A 24,561-nucleotide genomic window follows, 5' to 3' on the forward strand; every position below is an offset into this window, starting at 1 on the left:
ACGGTCATCTCATCAATTGGTTAAGGAATGTACGCCGGCCAGTGTAATGCAAGAAACGGGCGCGGCGTAGTGGGATGGATCAAAGGGCTGTTTTAAGCAAAAAATCGCAGGAAAGTTCAACGCAAGCGTTCGGCAAGCCAGACGCCAAGGTCGCGGATCTCTTCGGGTAACACTTCGTGGCCCATTGGGTATTCCTGCCATGTCACGGTGACACCACGCTGCTTCAAATGCTCGTAGGCGCTGCGGCCCATCGAGTTTTGCACTACATCGTCGTACTGGCCATGCAAGCACAGCACCGGAATACGCTGCTGGCTGGCGGACAGCTCCAGTTCGTCACTGAAGGTCGGGGCATAAGTGGAGAGGGCTAGTACGCCACCCAACGGTCCCTGCCATTTCAGGAAAGCGGTGTGCAAGACCACCGCGCCACCTTGGGAGAAACCGGCCAGGAAAATGCGCGAGGCGTCTATTCCGATGGCTCGCTGCGTGTCGATCAACTTAATGATTTTTTGTGCGGACTCTTCCAGCTGCTCACGGTTGATCGCGCGAGCCGGACTCATGGCCAATATGTCGTACCAGCTGGGCATCTCGTAGCCACCATTGATGGTGACCGCACAGGTTGGCGCCTGAGGCAGAACGAAGCGTGTGCTCAACAAGGTTTCCTGCAGGGCTTCAGCCACGGGCAGGAAGTCATAGCGATCGGCGCCCAGGCCGTGGAGCCAGATCACGCAGGCGTCTGCGGGCTTGACGGGTTCTAGGATCAAGGGCTCGGTCATGTTTGCTCCAATATTGTGCGTGCGCTCTCATTCAGTGCGAGGGGTGAGTGCGCGTCTGGTTGATCAGTTACGAAGATGTCGCAAGGTTACAAGTTTTGCTATTGACCTGTCGCTTAACCGCTTAAGCGGGCGGTGTGGTACGGGCTTTGCTATAGGGAAGCGCGTATGAAGAATCCCACAACTGTCGGTAACACTATCAGGCCATTGTTGGCAGTGGGATAGCAAAAAATCCGGTAATGGATGTTCGCCAGTGTCCGCTACGGGCTTCGCGAACGTGAAAGGGCTACAGCCCGTTCGGCCGATTGGTGAGAAGTGAGTTGTCCATGATGTGGATTTTCTCCTACTAGACTCATGGCTACGGTCCTACGTCGGTTGACCCTAAAAAAAACCAACACGGGTCAACAACGCCTCAAAAGGGTGCGACAGGACTCACGCTCCGACACAACAAGAGCAAAACTGGAGGTTTGAATGAAGATGTTGAAATCCACCCTGGCAGTCGTGACTGCAGCCGCAGTACTCGGCGTCAGTGGGTTCGCTCAGGCGGGCGCGACCCTGGATGCAGTGCAGAAGAAAGGTTTTGTACAGTGCGGCGTCAGCGATGGCCTGCCTGGTTTCTCGGTTCCAGACGCCACCGGCAAGATTGTCGGTATCGATGCTGACTACTGCCGTGCCGTGGCCGCTGCGGTATTCGGCGACGCGACCAAGGTCAAGTTCAGTCAGTTGAACGCCAAAGAGCGCTTCACCGCGCTGCAGTCCGGCGAAATCGACATTCTGTCGCGCAACACCACCATGACCAGCTCCCGTGACGCAGGCATGGGTCTGAAATTCCCGGGCTTCATCACTTACTACGACGGCATCGGCTTCCTGGTAAACAACAAGCTGGGCGTCAAGAGCGCCAAAGAGCTGGATGGCGCGACCATCTGCATCCAGGCCGGCACCACTACCGAACTGAACGTTTCCGACTACTTCCGCGGTAACGGTCTGAAATACACCCCGATCACTTTCGACACCTCCGACGAAAGCGCCAAGTCGCTGGAATCCGGTCGTTGCGACGTGCTGACCTCCGACAAGTCCCAACTGTTCGCCCAGCGCAGCAAGCTGGCTTCGCCGAAAGACTACGTGGTTCTGCCGGAAACCATTTCCAAAGAACCTCTGGGCCCGGTCGTGCGTAACGGTGACGACGAGTGGCTGGCCATCGTGCGCTGGGTTGGCTACGCCATGCTCAACGCCGAAGAAGCGGGCGTGACGTCGAAAAACGTCGAAGCCGAAGCCAAGGGCACCAAGAACCCGGACGTTGCTCGTCTGCTGGGTACCGACGGTGAGTACGGCAAAGACCTGAAAGTGAAGAAAGACTGGGTCGTACAAATCGTCAAGCAAGTCGGCAACTACGGTGAAGTGTTCGAGAAAAACCTCGGCAAGAGCACTCCGCTGGAAATCGACCGCGGGCTGAACGCTCTGTGGAACGCTGGCGGCATTCAATACGCACCACCAGTGCGCTGATGGTTCTATCACCCGGTGGGCCAACCACCGGGTGATGTTCTGTTCCATTATTTCCGGGGCACTTCATGCAAAATTCAATCGGCGCACCAAAGCAGAGGCTCAGCCTCAGCGATCCACGAGTGCGTGCGTGGGTATTCCAGATCATCACGATTATCGCGGTGGTCTCGCTGGGCTGGTATCTGTTCGATAACACCCAGACCAACCTGCAACACCGGGGCATCACCTCCGGTTTCGACTTTCTGGAGCGCAGTGCCGGCTTCGGCATCGCTCAACACCTGATCGACTACACCGAAGCGGACAGTTACGCCCGGGTGTTTGTCATCGGCCTGCTCAACACATTGCTGGTGACTTTCATCGGCGTGATTCTGGCAACCATCCTCGGCTTCATCGTCGGTGTGGCGCGGCTGTCGAAGAACTGGATCATCGCCAAAGTGGCGACGGTATACGTGGAAGTCTTCCGTAACATTCCGCCGCTGCTGCAGATCCTGTTCTGGTACTTCGCGGTATTCCTGACCATGCCGGGACCGCGCAACAGCCATAACTTCGGCGATACCTTCTTCGTCAGCAGTCGTGGCCTGAACATGCCGGCCGCGCTGATGGCCGACGGTTTCTGGCCGTTTGTGGTCAGCGTCGTGGTGGCCATCGTCGCCATCGTGCTGATGTGCCGCTGGGCCAACAAACGCTTCGAAGCCACCGGCGTGCCGTTCCACAAATTCTGGGTCGGCCTGGCGCTGTTCCTGGTGATTCCGGCGCTGTGCGCATTGATTGTCGGCGCACCGGTTCACTGGGAAATGCCGCAGCTCAAGGGCTTCAACTTCGTCGGTGGCTGGGTGCTGATCCCGGAACTGCTGGCCTTGACCCTGGCCCTGACCGTGTACACCGCGGCGTTCATCGCCGAGATCGTGCGCTCGGGCATCAAGTCGGTCAGCCACGGCCAGACCGAAGCGGCGCATTCCCTCGGCCTGCGCAACGGTCCGACCCTGCGCAAGGTGATCATTCCGCAAGCCCTGCGCGTGATCATTCCACCGCTGACCAGCCAATACCTGAACCTGGCGAAGAACTCCTCGCTGGCGGCCGGTATCGGCTATCCGGAAATGGTCTCGCTGTTTGCCGGTACGGTGCTGAACCAGACCGGTCAGGCGATCGAGGTGATTGCCATCACCATGAGCGTGTACCTGGCGATCAGTATCAGCATTTCCCTGCTGATGAACTGGTACAACAAGCGCATTGCGCTGATCGAGCGGTAAGGAAAAGCGCATGAGTACTCATACTTTCAAACCTGACATGCCACCACCGAGCAGCAGCATCGGTGTAGTGGCGTGGATGCGCGCAAACATGTTCTCCAGCTGGCTCAACACCTTGCTGACCCTGTTCGCGTTCTACCTGATCTACCTGGTGGTTCCGCCGATTCTGCAGTGGGCCATCATCGACGCCAACTGGGTAGGCACCAGCCAGGCCGACTGCACCAAGGAGGGCGCCTGCTGGGTGTTCATCCAGCAGCGTTTCGGCCAGTTCATGTACGGCTACTATCCGACGGATCTGCGCTGGCGCGTCGACCTGACCGTATGGCTGGCGGTGATTGGCGTAGCGCCTCTGTTCATCTCGCGCTTCCCGCGTAAAGCGGTGTATGGCCTGAGCTTTTTGGTGCTGTACCCGATCATTGCCTGGTGCCTGTTGCACGGTGACGTTTTCGGCCTGACCCAGGTGGCGACCAGCCAGTGGGGCGGTCTGATGCTGACCCTGGTGATCGCCACTGTCGGTATCGCCGGTGCGCTGCCGTTGGGGATTGTCCTGGCGCTGGGCCGCCGTTCGAACATGCCGGCGATTCGGGTGGTCTGCGTGACCTTCATCGAGTTCTGGCGCGGCGTGCCGTTGATCACGGTGCTGTTCATGTCCTCGGTGATGCTGCCGCTGTTCCTGCCTGAAGGCATGAACTTCGACAAACTGCTGCGGGCGTTGATCGGCGTGATCCTGTTCCAGTCGGCCTACGTGGCCGAAGTGGTGCGCGGTGGCCTGCAAGCGATCCCCAAGGGGCAGTACGAAGCGGCCGCGGCGATGGGCCTGGGTTACTGGCGCAGCATGGGCCTGGTGATTCTGCCGCAAGCCTTGAAGCTGGTAATCCCCGGCATCGTCAACACGTTCATTGCACTGTTCAAGGACACCAGCCTGGTAATCATCATCGGCTTGTTCGACCTGCTCAACAGCGTCAAACAAGCGGCTGCCGATCCGAAATGGCTGGGCATGGCCACCGAAGGCTACGTGTTCGCCGCCCTGGTGTTCTGGATTTTCTGTTTTGGTATGTCGCGCTATTCCATGCATCTGGAACGCAAGCTCGACACTGGCCACAAGCGCTGACGCGCTACCCAATTTAGGAAGTTTTGTGATGAGCGAAGCAATCAAGCAGCCTGTGAGCCCTGAAGGCATTATTCAGATGCAGGGCGTGAACAAATGGTACGGCCAGTTTCACGTACTCAAGGACATCAACCTCAACGTCAAGCAGGGCGAGCGTATCGTGCTGTGCGGCCCGTCGGGTTCCGGCAAGTCCACCACCATCCGCTGCCTCAACCGCCTGGAAGAACACCAGCAGGGGCGCATCGTGGTCGATGGCGTGGAGCTGACCAACGACCTCAAGCAGATCGAAGCGATCCGCCGTGAAGTCGGCATGGTGTTCCAGCACTTCAACCTGTTCCCGCACCTGACCATCCTGCAGAACTGCACCCTGGCGCCGATGTGGGTACGCAAGATGCCCAAGCGCAAGGCCGAGGAAATCGCCATGCATTACCTGGAGCGCGTACGCATTCCGGAACAGGCGCACAAGTACCCGGGGCAACTGTCCGGCGGCCAGCAACAGCGTGTGGCGATCGCCCGCGCGCTGTGCATGAAGCCGAAAATCATGCTGTTCGACGAACCGACGTCGGCACTCGATCCGGAAATGGTGAAAGAGGTACTCGACACCATGATCGGCCTCGCCGAAGACGGCATGACCATGCTCTGCGTGACCCACGAAATGGGCTTTGCCCGTACCGTGGCCAACCGCGTGATCTTCATGGACAAGGGGGAGATCGTCGAACAGGCAGCACCGAACGACTTCTTCGATAACCCGCAGAATGATCGGACCAAGCTGTTCCTGAGTCAGATTCTGCATTGATGGCAGGCTGACTGATAAAACAAACCCGGCCTCGCGCCGGGTTTTTTATGTTTGCGGCTCACGGCACAGTGAGTGTTTCGTGCTCCTGGTGCTCAGTAAATTTGAACGCTCCCCTCAAATCCGCTCCTTCAGCCAGGATCTTCGCATCGGCGAGTAAATGCGGGTAGCGATCCAGCAGGCGCATTAGCAGCATCAACGCCTTCGGCGGAAGAACTTCGCCGCGTTCGTAACGTGAGAATGCGTTGTGCCCGCCACCGGAAAGCAGTTGCACCGTCTCTTTTTGCGTAAGGTGCAATTTGCGACGGATACGCTTCATCTCGGCGCCGATCATTTGCCTGGCGGCGATGACCAGCGCATCACCTGCTTCCCCATAACGCTCCGCACTATCCGTATCGGGGTCCCACTCGACTTCACCGCACTTCTGGCACTCCCAGCCAGAAAGATTATCTACTCGGCGCTCCATGCCTTTGACACTCAGGGTCTCGCTGCGCCCCTCGAAATGTCTCATTCCCTCACGTGCACCACAGCTGAAACATTGCTGGGTATTCATGGGTTTTTCTCCTTGAAGGAGATTACCGGTGGGCCGCCGGCAGGGCGGTACGTCACCTTGATGTAAATCTCCAGATTTTGTGAGTTGATGTGATACACGTCCTGCCAGACTCGATGATCGTCATAAGTGGTCATCGATTTGTACAACATCCTGTTCTGTAACTCGAAAACGATATCTTGCATCTCTCTGAGGCTAAGGCCGAGATTCAGACCGGCCTTTGCCGCGGTTTTGGTGAAGGCTTTTCTTCTAAGCCGCCTGACTTCGGCCTTGATCACCGCCAAGTCGAAATGGGGTGTGTTCTTTTCCATAAGAATCCAAAACCCTGTCCCTGAAATTACCCTTAAAGGGTAATTTTGACTAATCGAAAATCCCGCTGCATTTCCTCTCTCTGACCCTAGGCGGTTGCCGTCCTACTCGAAGCTGACTAACATGTCAGATAATTCATCCTATGATTGGATGAAAAGGCGAGCCTTATGTCTGACATTTCTCCATTAGTTAAACGATCCCTGGTCGACCAGGCGCTGGACCAGTTGCGTCTGCGCATCACCCAAGGTGCCTGGACGGTCGGCCAGCGCTTACCCACCGAACCCGAGCTGTCGGCAGAACTGGGCATTAGCCGCAACACGGTGCGTGAAGCCATGCGCGTGCTGGCGTTTTCCGGGTTGATAGAAATCCGCCAGGGCGACGGTAGTTATCTACGGGCGGTGGTTGATCCGCTGGACACCTTGAAGGCGTTGTCCAGTTGTTCGCGGGAACAGGCCCGCGAAACCCGGCACATCCTCGAAGTCGAGGCCATTGGGCTGGCGGCACTGCGCCGAACCGATGAAGACCTGGTGGCGTTGCGCGAAGCGCTGGGTGTCAGCGGCAGCCACTATCACGGCGACCTCGACACCTATATTGCCTGCGACCTGGTGTTCCATCGTCGCCTGGTGGATGCGGCGCACAACCCCACGCTCAGCGAGTTGTATCGCTATTTCTCCAGCGTCGTCGGCGCGCAGTTGCGCCACTGCCTGAACATCACGCCCCGACGCCAGGAAGTGTTCGACCTGCACATCGCACTGCTCGATGCCGTCGAACAACGCGACCCGGAACGCGCCAAAGCGCTGTCGAGGCAGTTGATCAATGAACCTTGAAACCGAGAACCGCATGTCCAGCGATCACAGCAATATCACGCAATCCAAGCGCACGGCGGAGCTCGAAGAGTTGCTGATCGATGCCGAGGCCGATGACGAGCAGGTCCAGCAAACGCATCCGGTCCTGCGTCGGCCCTGGCTGTTGCTGCTGGGGTTGATTCTGGTGGCGCTGAACCTGCGCCCCGCGTTGTCGAGCATGGCGCCGATGCTCAGTGACGTGTCGAAGTCACTCGGTCTTTCGGCCTCCCAGGCTGGTTTGCTGACTACGTTGCCGGTGCTTTGCCTCGGTCTGTTTGCGCCGTTGGCGCCGGTGCTGGCGCGTCGCTTCGGTGCCGAGCGGGTAGTGCTGGGCATTTTGCTGACCCTCGCTGGCGGCATCATCGTGCGCAGCTCTTTTGGCGAAATCGGTTTGTTTGCCGGCAGCGTGTTGGCCGGTGCCAGCATCGGTGTGATCGGCGTTTTGCTGCCGGGCATCGTCAAGCGTGATTTCCCGAGGCAGGCCGGCACCATGACCGGTGTCTACACCATGGCCCTGTGCCTGGGGGCGGCGATGGCAGCGGGGGCGACCGTGCCGTTGAGCGAGCATTTCGACCGGAGCTGGGCCATGGGCCTTGGTTTCTGGGTGATCCCGGCCCTGGTCGCGGCCCTTTTCTGGTTACCGCAAGTGGGGCAAAAGCACGGCGCGCATCATGTCGCTTACCGCGTTCGCGGTTTGCTGCGCGACCCGCTGGCCTGGCAAGTGACCTTGTACATGGGCCTGCAATCGTCACTGGCTTACATCGTGTTCGGCTGGTTGCCATCGATCCTGATCGGTCGCGGGCTGACGCCGACCCAGGCAGGGCTGGTGTTATCGGGTTCGGTGATCGTGCAACTGGTCAGTTCCCTCGCCGCGCCATGGCTGGCGACTCGCGGCAAGGATCAGCGCCTGGCCATCGTGATTGTGATGGCGCTGACCCTCGGCGGCCTGTTCGGTTGCCTGTACGCGCCGCTCGAAGGCTTGTGGGGCTGGGCGATTGTGCTGGGGCTGGGGCAGGGCGCCACGTTCAGCCTGGCGCTGACCCTGATCGTGCTGCGCTCGCGCGATGCCCATGTGGCGGCGAACCTGTCGAGCATGACCCAGGGTTTCGGTTACACCTTGGCATCCATGGGCCCATTCGCAGTCGGCATCGTGCATGACTGGACCGGTGGCTGGACCGCCGTGGGCTGGATCTTTGGGGTGATCGGCCTCGGCGCCATCATTGCCGGCTTGGGCGCCGGGCGTTCACTGTATGTCCAGGTGCTCAGCGAAAAAGTCTGAATCAAAGGTAAACCATGTCCAGGGTCGCCGAACCGTCGAGCTGGACATCGGCGCTCAAGTCCAGCTGGGACGTGGGCGCGATGACGGTTTCGATGGTGACTCGGCTCGACAGGTGCTGGATGAAGATCGGACCGGCGTTGCTACCGGCAACGTCGGTAAATCCCAGGTAGCTTTTGGCGCCAATCGGAATCGGGCGGCTGCTGGATAAACTCCAGGCCAGGCCGCCCGTGGTGGAGTCGGTGCGGTAGACCTGCGAAAGGTCATCCACCACCGTTTGGGCGGGATCGAAGTTCAGCGAATACAGGCCGATGTTGTTGCCGCTTTTGTCGCGATTCAGCCCGTAATAAATCTCGCTGTTGACGATGGCCGACCCGTCGCGGTTGTCGTGCATGACCAGGGCAAAACGCGAAGGGCCGTTGCATTGGATGTTGAGGTCCAGCACTTGATCAGGCAGTTGCGTGCGCTTGTCGACGCTCAGGTCCTGGCGGAAGATCTTTCCGTAATCCACCGTGCCATTGTTGGACAGGACCGGTGTACAGGCGACGGGCGTGATCGTGCCCTTCACCGTCAGGTCGACCGTCGAGGCGGCCAGCACATGGGGCGCGACGCAGACAAGAACGACAGTCAAAGGTGCTGCAAAATAATCTTTCATCGATGGGCTCCTCATGCATCTGAGCTGCAGGAGCGAGCACGCCCCTGCAGTTTTTCAGGGGCTTACAGGTATTTCATTTCGAATGTCGCGGAACCGTCCATGACCACTTCATCGGTCAAGGTCAGGCTGTTGGCGGGCGCGATGCTGGTTCTGACCTCGAAATCCATGGTCAGGTCTTTTACCCTCAATGGCGTGCTGTCATCAGTGGTTGAGGCTACAGACAAGAGGAGCCCGGGGGCTGACCCGTGAGCCCTGAACCAGGATTGACCGTTGTCGTCGGATTCGATTGCTTGCGCCGCCACTCCGTCCGCGAGGGTATTACTGACACCGATCGAAAAATGACCTAGTTTTTCGCCTGCATCGGTTAATCCCAGACCGAACCAGGTCCGTAATGCTCCAGTACCGGCCCGGTTATCGATCGGGTTCAATGCGAACTGAATCGGTGCATCACACGCCACGGTCAGTTTCAGCGGATGCCTGCCAATCATGGTGCTGGTGGTCGGGTTGAGGTCCTTCGCCGAAATCTTGCCGTTATCCACGACACCGCCGTTGGACAGGCTTGGCGTGCAGGCAGCCGGGGTGATGACGCCTGTGACCGTCAGGTCCGTGGACGATGCAAGGGCATAAGGTGCGACGTTGACCAGAGCGGCGGTCGACAATGCCATGAAGTACTTTTTCATTTTTTCATTCCTTTTTGCGGGTTTATTCCTGGCTGATCCAGCGCGCTTGATTGCGCCCCGGATTCAACCAGGTGGGTCAGGTGTTACAGGTAAATGATCTCGATCGTTCCTGCGCCATCGAGGTCGATGGCGTTGCTCAAGTCCAGGCTGTTGAGCGGCGCGATGACCGCATCGACGGTGATGCTGGCGTTGAAGGTCTGAATCATGGTCGGGCCCGCGCTGCTGCCAGCGCTGTCGGTGAAACTCAGGTAACGGGTCTTGGCGATGGCGATCGGATTGGCGCTGGCGCTGCTCCAGCCTGTGTTGCCACCGGCTGAGTCGGTTCGATAAAGGCGGGCAAAACTGTCGGCATGGGCGCTTGCCGGGTCGATATTCAGCGCGAAAAAGCCGATTTTGTTGTTGCGGGCATCGGTGCCGAGGCCGTAATGGAAGTCGCTGTCGACTGTCGCCGAGCCCGCACGATTGTCGTGCATGATCAACGCGAAAGCCGTCGGCCCATCGCAGCCGACCCGCAAGTTCAGCGAGCGCGCGGGCAGGCGGGTGCTCTTGTCGGCGTTGAGGTCGTTGATCGTCAGGCTGCCGAAATCCACCACACCGCCGTTGGACAGCGCCGCTTCGCAGGCCGCCGGAGCGAAGCGTGCACGCAACGTCGCCTCGCGACTGCGATCGGCCGACACGGCGTCGAACACCCCGGCCACCTCCCAGGTCACCGCGTCGCGCACTTGCATTCCTTGTTCCTGAACCCATGCCGTCCATTCAAGCTGGGCCGAAAAAGTGCGGCCCTGTATCGGCACTCCGCCTTGCACCGGAACCACGCCATGTTCCGGTCGCCAGGCCAGTTGCGCTGCGGTTTGTGCGGGTGCCTGACCAGCAGCGGCGATCAGCCCCAGCTCTACCGACTGACCATCGAGCACCGCGTCGCGGATGTGCAACTGATAAGTGCCACGTTCGGCAAAGTGGAAGCGGTTGGACGTTGCTGCCATGGCCCGATAGAACAGGCTCATGTCGGTGGGTTTCGAGCAGGTCAGGGTGAGGCTCGACCGCCGCTCGCCGAGGTTGCGCTCCGATACCGAATCGGCGCGGATCGCACGGTTCATCAAGCCGTAATCGACGACCGGCTGGCTCAGGTTTAACTGACAGTCCTCAACCGATCCCCAGGCAAAAGGTGAGAGCGTCAACGCAACGACGGAAGCCAGCAACAGGCGGGTCAGATTCATCAAGTCATCCTCATGGGGCTCTGCACTTGGCGGCAGTGGTTTCGTAGTAGGCGTCGGTATCGGCGTCTGCCGGCAGTTCGAAATGCAGTGCGCAACGCTCAAGCCCGGGCGCCTTGATGAACAGCGCCTGGCTGGCCAGTACGTTGGGCAGGAATACCAGTCCGCCCTCCTGAACCAGGGTGACAAACTCGCCATCCTCGGTATTCACCGCAGCGCCGCGGGGCAGGGGTGCACCGTTGGCGGTGGTGACTTTTAGCAGTGCGCGGCGGGTCAGGCTGACGCCGAATTCGACCTTGTCGACCGCCCCGCGCCCGGCGGAAATCACCGCCAGGCCGTTGCTGATGTCGGCGTTGCGCGGCAGGGTTTTGGTGTCGACTTCCACCGGGCTTTTGCCATAGGCCGTGAGCTGTGGAATCACTGCTTGACCTTGCCAATCGGTCCACACCGGACCGCTCGGCGTCGACACCTTGATGGCACCCATCTCGCCAACAGACAGCAAACCGAAGGTGTCGCTGATCGGGTAAGGCGAGAGCGTCAAACCTCGGTCGTGCAGCACCGCACCGCCTCGGGCGCTGGCCTGGTAACTGGAGCGCGCGGCGTCGGCGCGGGTGTAGTTGAGATCCAGCTGGGTGTAGCGCGGCAGCAGGGAAACGCCGGCGGACGACTGCACCTCTTTATTGCGGGAGTCGTGTTCAGCGCCGACGCGGTACGCCAGTTGGTCGTTGAGCTGTTCACTCAAGCCCACGCCGCTGCGGTACTCGCCACCGGAACTGCGTACCCAGGTGCGCGCACGACGGTTTTCACCCAGGGGAATGCTCAGATTCAGGTAGACGCTATCGTCGGTGCGATTGGGCCCACTGAGTTGCCATTCCGCCGTTGCCGATAGCGACACCCCTTTGATGTTGGTGCCCCAGGACGCCAGGGCGCGGCTGCTGCTCTGACCATCGAACGAGCTTGACTGACTGAAGCCACCGCTGAAGGCGCCGAACCACGGATGGGACCATGACAGGGCCGCGCTTTGCTGGTCGCGGTAGCGGGATTTCTGGTCGTCGTTAGTGTTGTCAAATACCGCGTCTTCCAGTTCCCGATAACCCAGGGTTCGGTAGGAACTTGCGGCATTCAGTGCCCAGCGCTCGCTGAAACGGTGCGACAGGCTCAGGTCGGCCTGAAGCCCCTGGCCGCCTTGGCGGCCGCTGGCATCCGCGCCGGTCAGTGTCGCCTGGAGCTGGGTATCCGGCGAAGGCAACAGGCCGACGCTGGTACCGGCCGCGCGATAGTCGGCGGCGCCGGTCAGCCCGCCGCTGATCAATATTTGCGGGTTCAATACGCCGCTCCATCCGCCACTGACGACCCAGGGTTCGTCACCCTGCTCATCGCCACTCCTGCGCACGGTTCCCGCCGCAAGGGAGAAGCCTGGCGCTGGCAAGCCGATACCGAGCATCGCCGCCGGTATCGTGAAACTGCGCTGGCTGCCGTCCTCCTCCTTGACTGTGACTTCGACGTCGGAGCGGCTATTGAGCCGGCGCACGTTGTTCAGGGCAAAGGGGCCTGCGGGCACCACGGTGGAATAGATCAGCGAACCGTTCTGCCGCACTTCAACCTGTGCCTGACTGTTGGCGATGCCTTCGATGACTGCGCTTTGCCCTTCGGCTTGCAGCGCCTGTTCGTTGAGAACCTGTACGCCGGTGATCTGCGCACCGGCCAACACCGGGTTGTAAAGGTTGATCTGGCCGGCCTGCAACACGGCTTCGTGACTGGCGAAGGTGCGCTGGGCGTAAGCGGCGATATGCGTTGTGCGCGACACGTCATCCTGCCAGGTCTGCACCTGACGACTGCGCACGATCCAGTCGCCGGCATTGAAACCCAGCTCGGTGTTGGCCGAGGCATAGCGGCTCGTACCCTCGCCAAAACGGCTGTGCTGTCCGGTAATGTCGTAGTTGAGCAGCGCAGCGACGCCGCCGGTTTGATAGCCGCTGACATCGCGTTCGGCGGGTCGAATAGCATGGGTCGGCACAACCAGCGTCAGGGCCAGGTTGGCCGGATCCTGTTCGATGGCGGTTTGCGGCGCGAGGGCGAGAAAGTCGTAGCAACGGCCATCGTCGTCGAGGATCTGCTCGGGCACGTTCAGGTTGGCCTTGTCGAGCAGCGTGCGGTCAAAGCACAGTACACCGGCGCGATCGAAGGCGACGTCGACGCGACCCTGTCGTTGGCCGTTGACGCTGAGCGTCACCGAATGCCGGCCCGTGGCGAAGCGTGGCGCTTCCATCAGCAAGGTCGCCAGTGCCGGATCGATACCGCGCTGTCGCAGCGTGTTGCTATCGAAGGACGCCAGTAGTAATTCGCTACCGCGAGCGTCGAGCACCATCAGCGTGTTGATCAGCAATAAGGCCAATGTTGTCCGTCGACGCAACCGGCGTGAGTGGACGCGGGTCCGAATCACAGGCACGGCTTCGCCATCACGGTAAAAAGTTACTGTGTTCATGGGGTTCACTTGGTTTATGCGGGCGTGCTGAACTGATCGTTGAAATTCAGTCACGCCTTGGGTAACAGCTCGCTGGCCGTTACCCGAAAACTTCGGCGCGGGTTATTCCATCGTCGCGCAGTCGTGGCGGTTCAGGACTCGAACGGTGCTTCGAAATGCGGCACCGCGAAGCCGTAGACCGTCGCCGGTTGTATCCGTACGCGGGTGGCGGCAGCGCCTTTGGCGGGCACGCTCAAGGTTTCCCCCGGCAGCACGTAGGTGCGCGGCAACAACGCCGAACCATTACCGGGCAGCAGCGTCAGTTCCTGGGCCAAACGCACGACATAGGGTGATGGATTGTGCACGCTGACCTGATCGTTTTGCAGGCGCCAGGTCAGCCCCGTCCACGGTGTGCGATTGGGCACCAGGCCCTTGGGGTGCAGGATCACCGGCAAGTTTTGCCGCACCGTCACGCCGACCCGTGCACGCCCGGCTTCGGCCGGTTTACGGTCTTGAGGCATGCCCTCGAAAATGACCCGCTTCAGGCGCTGGGTGGTCAGGGGCGTGGAGGTCTGCAGGATGAACCGCACCAATTGACTCTTGCCCGCCTCGACCCGGGCCAGCGGCGGCGTGACGAACAACAGCGGTTCCTTGTCCTCGGGAATGTCTTCGAGGGTGACATGCAGCAACGACAGGTTTGCGTCAGTGTTGGTGACCGACACCGAGGTTTCGCCATCGGCTTCATTGACGATCACCACAGAGGTGTCGGGGACCATGCCATCGGCCACGACGTAGCCAGCGAACAGATAGGCCAGCGTGCCCAGACAGAAACGTCTGCATCGCGCGCCGTTGAAAAGAGTCATGGTGGTTGCCTGTGTAAAAAAAGGAAAAGTCAGCATGGCTAGAGTTAGTTCTGGTCAACGCAGTCCTGGTGAACGGGCAGGAGGTCGGGTGGACGACCTGCCGCGCTTCGATTTCTCGATGGTTTACAGGTAAACCACAGACAGGGTTACCGAGCCATCGATGGCCACTTCGTTGGTCAGGTTGAGCTGGTTGGCAGGGGCAATTCGAGGTGCGATCTCGAGATCGGAAACCAGTGTCTGAAACGGTTTTGGTATTACGCTGCTGACGTCGGCGACGGTGAGAATGTTGGTTCGCATCAGATCGCGGGTTTGGTACCAGGTCGAACCGCGGTCCTCCGAACCAATCGTGCCGACTCTTATGCCGTCCGCCAGTGGGCTCCTAATTTGCAAGTTCATCGCTCCCAGTTTTTGATTGGTGTTGATTAGCCCGAGGCCGAAATCGTAGGGGTCATTATTGAAATCTGAACCTTCACGGTTGTCCTTGGCCTCAAGGCCGGCAAGCGTCGGTCCGTCGCAGGTGAGCGTCAGTTGCACGTATTGCTCGGGCAGCCATGTCGCTTTGTCAGGGTTCAAACTCTTGGCCGAAATCTTGCCGTAGTCCACCAGCCCGCCTTTGGACAGGGTTGGTTCGCAGGCGCTCGGAGTGATCGTCCCACTCACGCTCAGGTCGACGCTGGAGGCAGCAAAAGCGCAGGCACTGCCGGCCAGCAACATGGCGCCCAAGAGGGTGTTGAAAGTCTTGTTCATGGTGAAGCTCCTGATGTGGAATAAACAGCGGCGCGATGATCAATAAGTGATCTGCAGTGTGGCGTGCCCGTCGATCGGCACCTCATCAAGCAGAGTCAGGCCACTGGCTGGCGCAATGAGGGTGACGGCGCGCAAGCGAGCACTCAGGTGCTGCAACGCGATGGGCGTACGCAGATCGTCAGGGCTGGCAAACGCCGTCAACCCGGCGTGCCCCAGATAGGTCGAAAGTCCCCAGTTACTGCCGTTGTCGCGGGACATGATGGTCAACACCGTATTGCCGTCAGCTTGCGGTTCGAAGATTCCGAACCCCACGCTACCCAGCTTCTGGTCGTCGTTGACCGTACCCAGGCCGTGATAAGCCTGGTTGACGGCCGACGTTCCGGCGCGATTGTCGATGGTGGTCAGGGTGAAAAAGGTCGGGCCTTCACAATCGATCTGCAACTGCAGTTCGCTGGCGGGCAACCGGGTAGGCAAGTCCTGATCGAGATTTTTCGACGTCAGTTTGCCGTGATCGACGATGCCGCCGTTCGACAGTGAGGGTGTACAGGAACTCGGTGTAATGATTCCGCTGACACTCAGATCGGCGTTGCCCGCCGCCAGCGCAGAGTGCGCGCAGGTCAGCCACGTTATGCTCATCAAAGCGAGGGCGCATCGTTGCGTGATGGGTCGTCCTTGGTTCATGTATTCGCTTTTCCTTGAACGAAGATGATTGGAAGTTGCCCTGTACGGACAGGCGCAATCTAACGGTCGAGGTAATCAGGTGGAATGCAACTAATACGAAAACGTGCCATTGACTGTAAGAAAGTGCGAGGTGTACTACAGCTTGTATTGAATGAAGGCGTTGTCTGTAGGCTATCTATGTGGTCTATCGGATATATGAACTGTAGGGCGCTTCTTATTGTTCTATCGGATAAAGGACAGTCCCCCGCAGACATTGGCTGACATTTTTTTGCGTGCGAGATTGGTCGTTGTGATGGTGCAAGGACGGCGCTATTTTTTTGCGCACTCCAGTCACTCAACAGGATTAATCCGACAATGCAGGTAATCATTGCTGATGACCATCCGGTGGTTCGTATTGGAATGCGGATGCTCATTGACCTGAGCGGCACTTGCGTCATCGTGGGCGAGGCTGAGGGGCCTGACAGCCTGCTGAGCCTGCTTTCAACATCGCCTTGCGATTTGCTGATCACTGACTTCAGCATGCCCGGCAACGTGCAGGCCGATGGCTTGAAAATGCTCGGAATGGTGCGACGCCACTATCCGCAAACTTCAATCATTCTGGTCACGATGCTCGCCAACGTCATGACGCTCAGAGCGGCAATTGCCCAAGGTGTAATGGGGGTCATCGCCAAGGATGCCTCGGCCAGGGAGCTGCCGATGGCCGTCAAGGCGGTGGGCGAAGGGCGGCGATTTATCAGCGACTCCTTGCGCGCGGCACTGGCTTCGGCAGAAACCGAGGCGCAATCGGGATCTCCATCGCTGTCGGCCAAGGAACATGAAGTGGTGAGAATGCTCGCCAGCGGCATGACCGTGAGTGAAATTGCCGAGCAATTCAACCGCAGCGTGTCCACGATCAGCAAACAGAAAATCATGGCCATGCGAAGACTGGGCATTTCTACCGATGTGGATCTGTTCGCCTATGCCCGTGAGAGCGGAATGGTGCATCAGGATTGATAAGTTCGTGTGGGTCAGCACCCTCAAGGAAAATTCGTATTAGTTGTATTTTTTGACGCTTATTGCGGGCTTATATTGCAGTCGCCAAGTAGGGGGTTTGGTGATTTCGATAAGTTGAAATCCGCCTCTGCAAAATAAATAAAGTGTCTGAAGGAACATAAGGAAATGAAAAAGCGTTTAAGTTATATCGCTGCAACTCTGCTGGTTGCTGGCACGACCAGCGTCAATGCTGCATCGAGCGTCGATTTGAGTGTCACGGGGAAAATCACGCCAGCGGCGTGTATGCCGCAGTTGTCCAATGGTGGAATGGTCGATCACGGAAAGATCTCATTCAAAGATCTGAAAAAAGGCGTAAATACGTTACCGCAAGTTGCTCTACAAATGAGCGTAAGTTGTGATGCCGCTACATTGTTTGCAGTTAAAAGTACCGATAACAGGAAGGGGACTGCCTCTAACAATGGCCTGTCTTCCTTTGGGTTGGGCGTGGGCGAAGGTGACCACAAGGTTGGGTTTTATAACTTGACCATGGAGAACGTGCTGGGGGACGGCGCAGTACTTCCAGTGGTGGAGTCAGTCAATGGCAATACATGGTTCTATTCGAGCACTGGCCAAATCTGGCAACCTGAGTGGATGAGGTCCGTGAGTGGCCCGGGCAACCCGGATTACACGCCCGTCGCCATCCAGACAATGGCGGCCGATCTGATTGTGGCGACGAGCATCAATAAACCAGGAACGCTCACAGCCGAGATGCCCATAGACGGCAGCGCTACCCTGGATATCGTTTACCTTTAAGTTGCGAAGCGTCATTCAGTGGGTCGCAGGGCTGCAGCAGTGCCTGCATTTTTATGGTGAATAGCCATGGTTATTCACGCACTCGCGGCATATCGTGCTGACCTACTGATGATATTTGCGGAGCCTGTCCATGAGTGATGCCCACAACGCCCTGATCACCCGCTTCTACCAGGCTTTCCAGCGACTGGATGCCGAAGCGATGAGCGCCTGCTATACCGATGACGTGGTGTTCAGTGATCCTGCGTTTGGTGAACTGCGCGGGCGCGATGCCGGCGACATGTGGCGCATGCTCACCACCCGTGCCAGGGATTTTTCCCTGACCTTCGAGAACGTGCACAGTGACGAGCGCACAGGCGGCGCGCATTGGGTGGCGACGTATCTGTTCAGCCAGACCGGCAATGTGGTGGTCAACGATATTCAGGCGCGGTTCGTGTTTCGCGACGGCAAGATCTGCGAACATCATGACCGCTTCGATATGTGGGCCTGGTCGCGTCAGGCGCTCGGGGTCAAGGGCCTACTGCTGGGCTGGACACCGCTGGTACGCAACGCCGTCCGCACTCAAGCCCTGAAGGGGCTGAAGGCATTCCAGGCCAGTCGCTGATAAGATTGCGGCTTGTTTCCACTCAAGTCCCGATCGTTACGTGAACAGCCCGAGCGAAGCTCCCATCACTAAACCCTGGTTCGTGTACCTGGTGCGTGCGGCCAACGGTTCGCTTTACTGCGGCATCAGCGACGACCCGGTGCGACGATTCGCCAAGCATCAAAGCGGCAAGGGCGCGCGCTTTTTCCTCTCGAGCCCGGCCATGGCGCTGGTCTACACCGAAGTCTGCCGCGACAAAAGCGAAGCGCTGCGCCAGGAACGACTGATCAAAAAGTTGCGCAAGAGCGCCAAGGAATGCCTGGTGGCGTCTTATCAATCTGACTGATCGGTTCCCATCAGGCAGATCTGTAGGCTGCTAAACGATTGCGCGCTAAGCTGCGGGCTCCTGATCTTTGCGGCGGAGCCGAGCATGTCCGAGTTGATTCTGCATCATTACCCGACGTCACCCTTTGCGGAGAAGGCGCGCTTGCTGCTGGGTTTCAAAGGGCTGTCATGGCGCTCGGTGAAAATCTCGCCGGTGATGCCAAAACCCGATCTCACGGCCCTGACCGGCGGTTACCGCAAGACGCCGGTGTTGCAGGTCGGCGCGGATATTTATTGCGACACGGCGCTGATCGCCCGCCGACTCGAACAGGAAAAAGCCCTGCCGGCGTTCTTCCCCGAAGGCCAGGAAATGATCACGGCCAGCTTTGCGACCTGGGCCGATTCGGTGGTGTTCCAGCATGCGGTCAGCCTGGTGTTCCAACCGGAATCGGTCGCCGTACGCTTCGGCAATTTGCCGCCGGAAGCGATCAAGGCGTTTCTCGCCGACCGTGCCGGATTGTTCAGCGGTGGTAGTGCGACAAAACTGTCCATCGAGCAGGCCAAACATCAGTGGCCTACTCTCATGTCGCGCCTGGAGTTGCAACTGCAGCGCGAGCAGGGCGACTTCCTGTTTGGCGAGCCATCGATTGCCGACTTCGCGCTGGCGCACTCGCTGTGGTTTCTCAAGGCGACGCCTGTGACTGCGCCATTGGTCGATGCGTATCCGGCGGTCAGCGCCTGGCATGCCCGGGTGCTGGGCTTCGGTCATGGTGCATCCAGCGAAATGTCCTCCGAAGAGGCGCTGGAGGTGGCTCGTTCGTCGACACCAGCGGCGTTACCGAATGAGGATTTCGTCGATCCAAACGGGTTCACGGCGGGCCAGCAAGTGCTGGTCGCAGCCACCGACTATGGCGTTGATCCGGTGACGGGCGAGTTGTTGTTTGCCGGGCGCGAGGAATTGATTGTGCGTCGCGAAGACGAACGTGGCGGTGTGGTGCATGTGCACTTTCCGCGCTTTGGTTTTCGTATCGAAGCCTGCTGACTCAGGCATTCACCTGTGGCGAGGGAGCTTGTCGGATCGCCGCACCGTCCCGTTGGGGCGCGAAGCGGCCCCCGGAAAAGGGACTGCTACACAGTCCAGCGGGAGCACGCTCCCTCGCCACAGCATTGCGTGTATCTGAAGGATTACTTCAAAGCAGCCAGAATCGCATCCGGGTCATACCCACGAATCAGCGTCCCGTTCACATCGATTATCGGAATCCCGCCACCGCCCAGCGCCTCGTAGTCCTTGCGCGCGAGGGCATCTTTTTCGATATCGAATTCCTTGTACGCAATGCCTTTCTGGTCGAGAAAGCGGCGGGTCAGTTTGCAGTAGCCACACCACTCGGTGGCGTACAGCACGACCTTGGCCCTGGCTTGAGTCTGCTCGGACACCACTTGCGACGGGTTGAACACCCGCTCGATCTTGCCCCAGTTCTGATAGACCACCACGACCAGCAGAACCAGCATGACCTTTTTCAGGACATTGCCGAGCATCAGTTGCGTCGCTTGAGCTGATCAGTCAGTGAGGTCGGCAGGCCTTTGATGATCAGCGTGCCGGCTTCTTCGTCGTACTCGATCTTCGAGCCCAGCAGGTGCGCCTCGAAACTGATCGACAGGCCCTCGGCGCGGCCGGTGAAGCGCCGGAACTGGTTGAGGGTGCGCTTATCTGCCGGAATCTCCGGCGACAGACCGTAGTCCTTGTTGCGAATGTGATCGTAGAAGGCTTTTGGACGATCTTCGTCGATCAATTCCGACAGCTCTTCCAGGCCCATCGGTTCGCCGAGTTTGGCCTGGCTGCTGGCGTAGTCGACCAGGGTCTTGGTCTTCTCGCGAGCGTCGTCTTCCGGCAAGTCTTCGCTTTCGACGAAGTCGCTGAACGCCTTGAGCAAGGTGCGGGTTTCACCCGGCCCGTCGACGCCTTCCTGACACCCGATGAAGTCGCGGAAGTATTCCGAGACTTTCTTGCCGTTCTTGCCTTTGATGAACGAAATGTACTGCTTGGATTGTTTGTTGTTCTGCCACTCGGACACGTTGATCCGCGCCGCCAGATGCAGCTGGCCAAGGTCCAGGTGACGGGACGGCGTGACGTCCAGTTGCTCGGTCACGGCAACGCCTTCGCTGTGGTGCAGCAGGGCGATGGCCAGATAGTCGGTCATGCCTTGTTGGTAATGCGCGAACAACACGTGGCCACCGACCGAGAGGTTGGATTCTTCCATCAGTTTTTGCAGGTGTTCCACCGCTACGCGACTGAAGGCTGTGAAGTCCTGGGCGCCGTCGAGGTATTCCTTCAACCAGCCGCTGAACGGGAAGGCGCCGGACTCCGGATGAAACAATCCCCAGGCCTTGCCTTGCTTGGCGTTGTAGCTTTCGTTGAGGTCGGCAAGCATGTTCTCGATGGCGGCGGACTCGGCCAGTTCAGAGTCGCGAGCGTGGAGAACTGCAGGCGTGCCGTCGGGTTTTTTGTCGATCAGGTGGACGATGCAATGACGGATCGGCATGGGCTTCTCGGCTGATTGAAGAGAGGAGGCCAGGCTCCCCCGAAAAAGCGCCCAGTGTACCGCAACCATTGGTTTTGGCGCGGTTCGAAGGCCAATTCCCGGGCGACCGGCGGCGCTTGGGCGATTTTTTCCCGGTTTAGAGCAATAAAGCTGACCAAATGGGTAGCTAGAGGCGGATATTTCCCCGTCTCTGTGCTAGTTTTGCCCGGTCTTGCGCGAAGTCACTGCGTTAAGCCTGCAGTCAGCTTTTGTCAGGTCGAACCAAACCCTGATTTCGGCATCTATAACCCCGATCCCGAGGTTATTTCGCCGAGGGTGCCAGATCCAGAAGATCGGGCTCGATGGCTGACATTGCACTCTGCAATCCATATGAATTTGATAGGGAAGGAACACTACATGGCTCTTACTAAAGACCAACTGATCGCCGACATCGCTGAAGCTATCGACGCGCCAAAAACCACCGCGCGTAACGCTCTGGACCAACTGGGCCAAATCGTTGCCGATCAGCTGGAAAACGGCGGCGAAATCACTCTGCCAGGTATCGGCAAGCTGAAAGTGACTGAGCGTCCTGCCCGTACCGGCCGCAACCCTTCGACTGGCGCTGCCATCGAAATCGCTGCCAAGAAAGTGATCAAGCTGGTTGTGGCCAAAGGCCTGACCGACGCTGTCAACAAGTAAGACTTGTTAAAAAAAACCGTGCGCCGGAGCAATCCGGGCACGGTTTTTTTGTGGGCTCAGATCGGCGCATGCCTTTTTCGCAGGAGCCAGGCTTGCCGGCGAAGGCGCTCTTGAAAACGCCTTCGCCGGCAAGCCTGGCTCCTACAAGTGCATGGGCGGTCTGCCAATATCATTTACTCTGCAGAGACTTTGCTCCAGCGCGCCTGCCGCCAGGCTTGTTGTTGCGCTTTGGTCTGAAAGGTCCAGGCGACGAAGCGGCTTTGTTTCTGACCCTGGGACATTTCCACCACCTGGCTTTCCAGTGCACCGGCCTTTTTCAGCGCGGTCTGGATAGCCGGCAGGTTCGAGGCTTTCGACACCAGGGTGCTGAACCACAACACCTGTTGGCTGACCTGTGCACTCTCGGCGATCAGTTGCGTGACGAATCGCACCTCACCCCCCTCGCACCACAACTCCGCCGCCTGACCGCCGAAATTCAGCACCGGCAGTTTGCGTTTTGGATCGGCCTTGCCCAGCGCTCGCCACTTGCGCGTGCTGCCGCGGGTGGCTTCCTCCAGCGAAGCATGAAACGGCGGGTTACACAGAGTCAGGTCAAAGCGCTCGGTGCTTTCCAGCAAGCCCAAAAGAATCTGCTTGCGATTGGTTTGCTGACGAATCTGGATGGCTTTGTTCAAGCCGTTGGATTGAACGATCGCCTTGGCCGCAGCGATGGCCGTGGCATCGATTTCCGAGCCGAGAAACTGCCAGCGGTAGTCACTGTGACCGATCAGCGGGTACACGCAGTTTGCGCCCATACCGACGTCCAGCACTTTCACCGCGGCGCCGCGGGGAATCACGCCGTCATTGCCGTTGGCCAGCAGATCGGCCAGAAAGTGCACGTAGTCCGCGCGGCCGGGAACCGGTGGGCACAGGTAATCGGCCGGAATGTCCCAGTGGGCGATGCCGTAGAACGACTTCAGCAGCGCGCGGTTGAACACCCGCACCGCGTCCGGGCTGGCGAAGTCGATGCTTTCCTTGCCGTACGGGTTGATGATCACGAACTTCGCCAGTTCCGGCGTGCTTTTGATCAACGCCGCAAAGTCGTAGCGACCCTGATGGCGATTGCGCGGATGCAGGCTGGCCTTTTCGCGCGGCTCCACGACTTTGGCCGGGGTTGCGGACTCAGGCTTTCTACGCGCAGGTTTCGGTGTACGGGGGGCGGTCATGGCGGTGGTCGATTCGGGTATGGCTGAAAGTGGCGGGCATTGTCCCACAGACAATGCCAACACGGGGACCTGCAGGCGCATGGATTGCTCGCGATGGCGTCTGCGGATACCTCCTGTAGGAGCAAGGCTTGCCGGCGATGGCGTCTGTGGAATCGCCATCGCGGGCAAGCCTTGCTCCTACAGGGGGGCGAAGAACGGTAGGCATGAAAAGGGAGGCCACCTGGGCCTCCCTTGTTCATTGCGAATTGCCGTTACAGGCTGGCAATCCGCGCATGCTGCTCGGCCAGCTTGCCCAGAGCCTGTTCGGCTTCGGCCAGTTTGGCGCGTTCCTTCTCGATGACTTCGGCTGGCGCCTTGTCAACGAAACCGGCGTTGGACAGCTTGCCGCCAACCCGTTGCACTTCGCCTTGCAGGCGCTGGATTTCCTTGTCCAGACGCGCCAGCTCGGCACCTTTGTCGATCAGGCCGGCCATAGGCACCAGCACTTCCATCTCGCCAACCAGTGCGGTGGCGGACAGCGGTGCTTCTTCGCCCGCAGCCAGCACGGTGATCGATTCCAGGCGCGCCAGCTTCTTCAGTAGCGCTTCGTTTTCGGTCAGGCGACGCTGATCTTCGGCACTGACGTTTTTCAGGAACAGCGGCAACGGTTTACCCGGGCCGATGTTCATCTCGCCACGGATGTTGCGCGTGCCCAGCATCAGGCCTTTGAGCCACTCGATGTCGTCTTCGGCCGCCGGATCGATGCGCTCTTCGTTGGCCACTGGCCAAGGTTGCAGCATGATCGTCTTGCCCTGAATGCCGGCCAGCGGCGCGATGCGCTGCCAGATTTCTTCAGTGATGAACGGCATGAACGGGTGCGCCAGACGCAGGGCCACTTCCAGTACGCGAACCAGTGTGCGACGGGTACCGCGCTGGCGCTCGACCGGAGCGTTTTCGTCCCACAGCACAGGCTTGGACAGTTCCAGATACCAGTCGCAGTACTGGTTCCAGATGAACTCGTACAGCGCTTGCGCGGCGAGGTCGAAACGGAATTGATCCAGTTGACGGGTCACTTCGGCTTCGGTGCGCTGCAGTTGCGAAATGATCCAGCGATCCGCCAGCGACAGTTCGTAGGCTTCGCCGTTCTGGCCGCAGTCTTCGCCCTTGTCCAGCACGTAACGCGCGGCGTTCCAGATCTTGTTGCAGAAGTTGCGATAGCCTTCGACGCGGCCCATGTCGAACTTGATGTCGCGACCGGTGGACGCCAGCGAGCAGAAGGTGAAGCGCAGGGCGTCGGTGCCATAGCTGGCGATGCCCTCGGCGAATTCGTCGCGGGTCTGTTTCTCGATCTTTTTCGCCAGTTTCGGCTGCATCATGCCGGAGGTGCGCTTTTGCACCAATTCTTCCAGTTCGATCCCGTCGATGATGTCCAGCGGGTCCAGGACATTGCCCTTGGACTTGGACATTTTCTGGCCCTGGCCATCACGCACCAGGCCATGAACGTACACAGTCTTGAACGGAACCTGCGGCGTGCCGTCCTCGTTCTTGATCAGGTGCATGGTCAGCATGATCATCCGGGCAACCCAGAAGAAAATGATGTCGAAACCGGTGACCAGCACATCGGTGGAGTGGAATTTCTTCAGGAACTCGGTCTTTTCCGGCCAGCCCAGCGTCGAGAAGGTCCACAGGCCCGAACTGAACCAGGTGTCGAGAACGTCGTTGTCCTGTTGCAGCGCAACGTCCGGGCCGAGGTTGTGCTTGGCACGCA

General features: G+C 59.1%; 26 protein-coding genes. 12 read left to right on the forward strand and 14 right to left on the reverse strand.

The window, feature by feature from the left end; translation table 11 throughout:
- Window positions 1-116 precede the first annotated feature (116 nt).
- A complete protein-coding gene (locus D8U18_RS14860) occupies window positions 117-773 on the reverse strand; it encodes an alpha/beta hydrolase (protein WP_056853651.1) in 657 nt (218 codons plus the stop codon).
- Between the two features lie 468 nt (window positions 774-1,241).
- On the opposite strand from D8U18_RS14860, the gene D8U18_RS14865 reads away from it, so the two are divergent.
- From D8U18_RS14865 to D8U18_RS14880, 4 genes are all read left to right on the forward strand, one after another.
- Window positions 1,242-2,273, forward strand: coding sequence for an amino acid ABC transporter substrate-binding protein (locus D8U18_RS14865; protein ID WP_056853650.1), 1,032 nt, complete (start codon window positions 1,242-1,244; stop codon window positions 2,271-2,273).
- A gap of 65 nt (window positions 2,274-2,338) precedes the next feature.
- Complete coding sequence (locus D8U18_RS14870; RefSeq protein ID WP_056853649.1) at window positions 2,339-3,520, forward strand: amino acid ABC transporter permease; 1,182 nt, start codon at window positions 2,339-2,341, stop codon at window positions 3,518-3,520.
- Between the two features lie 10 nt (window positions 3,521-3,530).
- Window positions 3,531-4,628, forward strand: a complete 1,098-nt coding sequence (locus D8U18_RS14875) for an amino acid ABC transporter permease (protein WP_131107885.1) — start codon at window positions 3,531-3,533, stop codon at window positions 4,626-4,628.
- Window positions 4,629-4,656: 28 nt separating this feature from the next.
- The gene (locus D8U18_RS14880; protein WP_003178331.1) at window positions 4,657-5,421 is read left to right on the forward strand and encodes an amino acid ABC transporter ATP-binding protein; all 765 of its coding nucleotides are present in this window, start codon (window positions 4,657-4,659) and stop codon (window positions 5,419-5,421) included.
- Between the two features lie 58 nt (window positions 5,422-5,479).
- On the opposite strand, the gene D8U18_RS14885 is transcribed toward D8U18_RS14880, so the two are convergent.
- Both D8U18_RS14885 and D8U18_RS14890 read right to left on the reverse strand, forming a co-directional pair.
- Window positions 5,480-5,971 carry a type II toxin-antitoxin system MqsA family antitoxin gene (locus tag D8U18_RS14885; RefSeq protein ID WP_130906419.1) on the reverse strand — a complete coding sequence of 164 codons (492 nt, stop codon included), beginning with the start codon at window positions 5,969-5,971 and terminating at the stop codon, window positions 5,480-5,482.
- On the reverse strand, window positions 5,968-6,279 hold the full coding sequence (locus D8U18_RS14890; RefSeq protein ID WP_131107886.1) for a type II toxin-antitoxin system MqsR family toxin: 312 nt from the start codon (window positions 6,277-6,279) through the stop codon (window positions 5,968-5,970). The genes D8U18_RS14885 and D8U18_RS14890 overlap by 4 nt, the downstream gene beginning before the upstream one ends.
- A gap of 165 nt (window positions 6,280-6,444) precedes the next feature.
- On the opposite strand from D8U18_RS14890, the gene D8U18_RS14895 reads away from it, so the two are divergent.
- Window positions 6,445-7,104, forward strand: coding sequence for a FadR/GntR family transcriptional regulator (locus D8U18_RS14895; RefSeq protein ID WP_130903625.1), 660 nt, complete (start codon window positions 6,445-6,447; stop codon window positions 7,102-7,104).
- The gene (locus D8U18_RS14900; protein WP_131107887.1) at window positions 7,094-8,401 is read left to right on the forward strand and encodes a CynX/NimT family MFS transporter; all 1,308 of its coding nucleotides are present in this window, start codon (window positions 7,094-7,096) and stop codon (window positions 8,399-8,401) included. Before D8U18_RS14895 ends, D8U18_RS14900 begins: the two co-directional genes overlap by 11 nt.
- A gap of 1 nt (window position 8,402) precedes the next feature.
- On the opposite strand, the gene D8U18_RS14905 is transcribed toward D8U18_RS14900, so the two are convergent.
- The 7 genes from D8U18_RS14905 to D8U18_RS14935 all read right to left on the reverse strand — a co-directional run bounded on the left by D8U18_RS14905 (window position 8,403) and on the right by D8U18_RS14935 (window position 15,657).
- The gene (locus D8U18_RS14905) at window positions 8,403-9,053 is read right to left on the reverse strand and encodes a DUF1120 domain-containing protein (RefSeq protein ID WP_131107888.1); all 651 of its coding nucleotides are present in this window, start codon (window positions 9,051-9,053) and stop codon (window positions 8,403-8,405) included.
- Window positions 9,054-9,115: 62 nt separating this feature from the next.
- A complete protein-coding gene (locus D8U18_RS14910) occupies window positions 9,116-9,733 on the reverse strand; it encodes a DUF1120 domain-containing protein (RefSeq protein ID WP_131107889.1) in 618 nt (205 codons plus the stop codon).
- Window positions 9,734-9,816: 83 nt separating this feature from the next.
- On the reverse strand, window positions 9,817-10,950 hold the full coding sequence (locus D8U18_RS14915; RefSeq protein ID WP_131107890.1) for a DUF1120 domain-containing protein: 1,134 nt from the start codon (window positions 10,948-10,950) through the stop codon (window positions 9,817-9,819).
- Window positions 10,951-10,960: 10 nt separating this feature from the next.
- On the reverse strand, window positions 10,961-13,432 hold the full coding sequence (locus D8U18_RS14920) for a fimbria/pilus outer membrane usher protein (RefSeq protein ID WP_131107891.1): 2,472 nt from the start codon (window positions 13,430-13,432) through the stop codon (window positions 10,961-10,963).
- A gap of 131 nt (window positions 13,433-13,563) precedes the next feature.
- Complete coding sequence (locus tag D8U18_RS14925) at window positions 13,564-14,274, reverse strand: fimbria/pilus chaperone family protein (protein WP_131107892.1); 711 nt, start codon at window positions 14,272-14,274, stop codon at window positions 13,564-13,566.
- A 123-nt stretch (window positions 14,275-14,397) separates the two neighbouring features.
- Window positions 14,398-15,021 (reverse strand): DUF1120 domain-containing protein, encoded by a 624-nt coding sequence (locus tag D8U18_RS14930; protein ID WP_056853638.1) that lies wholly within the window; start codon window positions 15,019-15,021, stop codon window positions 14,398-14,400.
- A gap of 39 nt (window positions 15,022-15,060) precedes the next feature.
- Window positions 15,061-15,657, reverse strand: coding sequence for a DUF1120 domain-containing protein (locus D8U18_RS14935; protein WP_130903632.1), 597 nt, complete (start codon window positions 15,655-15,657; stop codon window positions 15,061-15,063).
- 399 nt (window positions 15,658-16,056) lie between these two features.
- Between D8U18_RS14935 and D8U18_RS14940 the strand changes: the two genes are divergently transcribed.
- The 5 genes from D8U18_RS14940 (at window position 16,057) to D8U18_RS14960 (ending at window position 19,433) form a co-directional block, all read left to right on the forward strand.
- On the forward strand, window positions 16,057-16,695 hold the full coding sequence (locus tag D8U18_RS14940) for a response regulator (RefSeq protein ID WP_056853637.1): 639 nt from the start codon (window positions 16,057-16,059) through the stop codon (window positions 16,693-16,695).
- Window positions 16,696-16,860: 165 nt separating this feature from the next.
- Window positions 16,861-17,487, forward strand: a complete 627-nt coding sequence (locus D8U18_RS14945; RefSeq protein ID WP_131107893.1) for a DUF1120 domain-containing protein — start codon at window positions 16,861-16,863, stop codon at window positions 17,485-17,487.
- Between the two features lie 130 nt (window positions 17,488-17,617).
- A complete protein-coding gene (locus D8U18_RS14950) occupies window positions 17,618-18,088 on the forward strand; it encodes a nuclear transport factor 2 family protein (protein WP_056853635.1) in 471 nt (156 codons plus the stop codon).
- A 40-nt stretch (window positions 18,089-18,128) separates the two neighbouring features.
- Window positions 18,129-18,413: a GIY-YIG nuclease family protein gene (locus D8U18_RS14955; protein WP_056853634.1), complete on the forward strand. Its 285-nt coding sequence runs from the start codon at window positions 18,129-18,131 to the stop codon at window positions 18,411-18,413.
- An 84-nt stretch (window positions 18,414-18,497) separates the two neighbouring features.
- Complete coding sequence (locus tag D8U18_RS14960; RefSeq protein ID WP_056853633.1) at window positions 18,498-19,433, forward strand: glutathione S-transferase family protein; 936 nt, start codon at window positions 18,498-18,500, stop codon at window positions 19,431-19,433.
- A gap of 143 nt (window positions 19,434-19,576) precedes the next feature.
- Here D8U18_RS14960 and D8U18_RS14965 read toward each other — a convergent pair whose 3' ends face one another.
- On the reverse strand, window positions 19,577-19,927 hold the full coding sequence (locus D8U18_RS14965; RefSeq protein WP_056853632.1) for a glutaredoxin domain-containing protein: 351 nt from the start codon (window positions 19,925-19,927) through the stop codon (window positions 19,577-19,579).
- Window positions 19,927-20,931 carry a nucleoid-associated protein YejK gene (gene yejK, locus D8U18_RS14970; protein ID WP_056853631.1) on the reverse strand — a complete coding sequence of 335 codons (1,005 nt, stop codon included), beginning with the start codon at window positions 20,929-20,931 and terminating at the stop codon, window positions 19,927-19,929. The genes D8U18_RS14965 and yejK overlap by 1 nt, the downstream gene beginning before the upstream one ends.
- A 396-nt stretch (window positions 20,932-21,327) precedes the next feature.
- Between yejK and D8U18_RS14975 the strand changes: the two genes are divergently transcribed.
- Window positions 21,328-21,609, forward strand: coding sequence for an HU family DNA-binding protein (locus D8U18_RS14975; protein WP_007905514.1), 282 nt, complete (start codon window positions 21,328-21,330; stop codon window positions 21,607-21,609).
- Between the two features lie 173 nt (window positions 21,610-21,782).
- On the opposite strand, the gene rlmF is transcribed toward D8U18_RS14975, so the two are convergent.
- Together rlmF and D8U18_RS14990 are read right to left on the reverse strand one after the other, a co-directional pair.
- A complete protein-coding gene (gene rlmF, locus D8U18_RS14980; protein WP_056853660.1) occupies window positions 21,783-22,814 on the reverse strand; it encodes a 23S rRNA (adenine(1618)-N(6))-methyltransferase RlmF in 1,032 nt (343 codons plus the stop codon).
- Between the two features lie 251 nt (window positions 22,815-23,065).
- Window positions 23,066-24,561: class I tRNA ligase family protein (locus D8U18_RS14990; RefSeq protein ID WP_153189112.1), on the reverse strand; the 1,496-nt coding region annotated here is incomplete at its 5' end.

The sequence above is a fragment of the Pseudomonas sp. Sample_10 genome, from assembly GCF_004321495.1.
Lineage (GTDB): Bacteria > Pseudomonadota > Gammaproteobacteria > Pseudomonadales > Pseudomonadaceae > Aquipseudomonas.

What these genes read in the sequence shown, in the direction of transcription:
- D8U18_RS14930 (WP_056853638.1), bottom strand. Translation starts at nt 15,021, where the DNA reads ATGAACAAGACTTTCAACACCCTCTTGGGCGCCATGTTGCTGGCCGGC.
- D8U18_RS14920 (WP_131107891.1), bottom strand. Translation starts at nt 13,432, where the DNA reads ATGAACACAGTAACTTTTTACCGTGATGGCGAAGCCGTGCCTGTGATT.
- D8U18_RS14905 (WP_131107888.1), bottom strand. Translation starts at nt 9,053, where the DNA reads ATGAAAGATTATTTTGCAGCACCTTTGACTGTCGTTCTTGTCTGCGTC.
- D8U18_RS14895 (WP_130903625.1), top strand. Translation starts at nt 6,445, where the DNA reads ATGTCTGACATTTCTCCATTAGTTAAACGATCCCTGGTCGACCAGGCG.
- D8U18_RS14870 (WP_056853649.1), top strand. Translation starts at nt 2,339, where the DNA reads ATGCAAAATTCAATCGGCGCACCAAAGCAGAGGCTCAGCCTCAGCGAT.
- D8U18_RS14875 (WP_131107885.1), top strand. Translation starts at nt 3,531, where the DNA reads ATGAGTACTCATACTTTCAAACCTGACATGCCACCACCGAGCAGCAGC.
- D8U18_RS14935 (WP_130903632.1), bottom strand. Translation starts at nt 15,657, where the DNA reads ATGAGCATAACGTGGCTGACCTGCGCGCACTCTGCGCTGGCGGCGGGC.
- yejK (WP_056853631.1), bottom strand. Translation starts at nt 20,931, where the DNA reads ATGCCGATCCGTCATTGCATCGTCCACCTGATCGACAAAAAACCCGAC.
- D8U18_RS14915 (WP_131107890.1), bottom strand. Translation starts at nt 10,950, where the DNA reads ATGAATCTGACCCGCCTGTTGCTGGCTTCCGTCGTTGCGTTGACGCTC.
- D8U18_RS14900 (WP_131107887.1), top strand. Translation starts at nt 7,094, where the DNA reads ATGAACCTTGAAACCGAGAACCGCATGTCCAGCGATCACAGCAATATC.
- D8U18_RS14860 (WP_056853651.1), bottom strand. Translation starts at nt 773, where the DNA reads ATGACCGAGCCCTTGATCCTAGAACCCGTCAAGCCCGCAGACGCCTGC.
- D8U18_RS14940 (WP_056853637.1), top strand. Translation starts at nt 16,057, where the DNA reads ATGCAGGTAATCATTGCTGATGACCATCCGGTGGTTCGTATTGGAATG.
- D8U18_RS14880 (WP_003178331.1), top strand. Translation starts at nt 4,657, where the DNA reads ATGAGCGAAGCAATCAAGCAGCCTGTGAGCCCTGAAGGCATTATTCAG.
- D8U18_RS14885 (WP_130906419.1), bottom strand. Translation starts at nt 5,971, where the DNA reads ATGAATACCCAGCAATGTTTCAGCTGTGGTGCACGTGAGGGAATGAGA.
- D8U18_RS14865 (WP_056853650.1), top strand. Translation starts at nt 1,242, where the DNA reads ATGAAGATGTTGAAATCCACCCTGGCAGTCGTGACTGCAGCCGCAGTA.
- D8U18_RS14890 (WP_131107886.1), bottom strand. Translation starts at nt 6,279, where the DNA reads ATGGAAAAGAACACACCCCATTTCGACTTGGCGGTGATCAAGGCCGAA.
- D8U18_RS14960 (WP_056853633.1), top strand. Translation starts at nt 18,498, where the DNA reads ATGTCCGAGTTGATTCTGCATCATTACCCGACGTCACCCTTTGCGGAG.
- D8U18_RS14925 (WP_131107892.1), bottom strand. Translation starts at nt 14,274, where the DNA reads ATGACTCTTTTCAACGGCGCGCGATGCAGACGTTTCTGTCTGGGCACG.
- D8U18_RS14975 (WP_007905514.1), top strand. Translation starts at nt 21,328, where the DNA reads ATGGCTCTTACTAAAGACCAACTGATCGCCGACATCGCTGAAGCTATC.
- D8U18_RS14965 (WP_056853632.1), bottom strand. Translation starts at nt 19,927, where the DNA reads ATGCTCGGCAATGTCCTGAAAAAGGTCATGCTGGTTCTGCTGGTCGTG.
- D8U18_RS14910 (WP_131107889.1), bottom strand. Translation starts at nt 9,733, where the DNA reads ATGAAAAAGTACTTCATGGCATTGTCGACCGCCGCTCTGGTCAACGTC.
- D8U18_RS14945 (WP_131107893.1), top strand. Translation starts at nt 16,861, where the DNA reads ATGAAAAAGCGTTTAAGTTATATCGCTGCAACTCTGCTGGTTGCTGGC.
- rlmF (WP_056853660.1), bottom strand. Translation starts at nt 22,814, where the DNA reads ATGACCGCCCCCCGTACACCGAAACCTGCGCGTAGAAAGCCTGAGTCC.
- D8U18_RS14950 (WP_056853635.1), top strand. Translation starts at nt 17,618, where the DNA reads ATGAGTGATGCCCACAACGCCCTGATCACCCGCTTCTACCAGGCTTTC.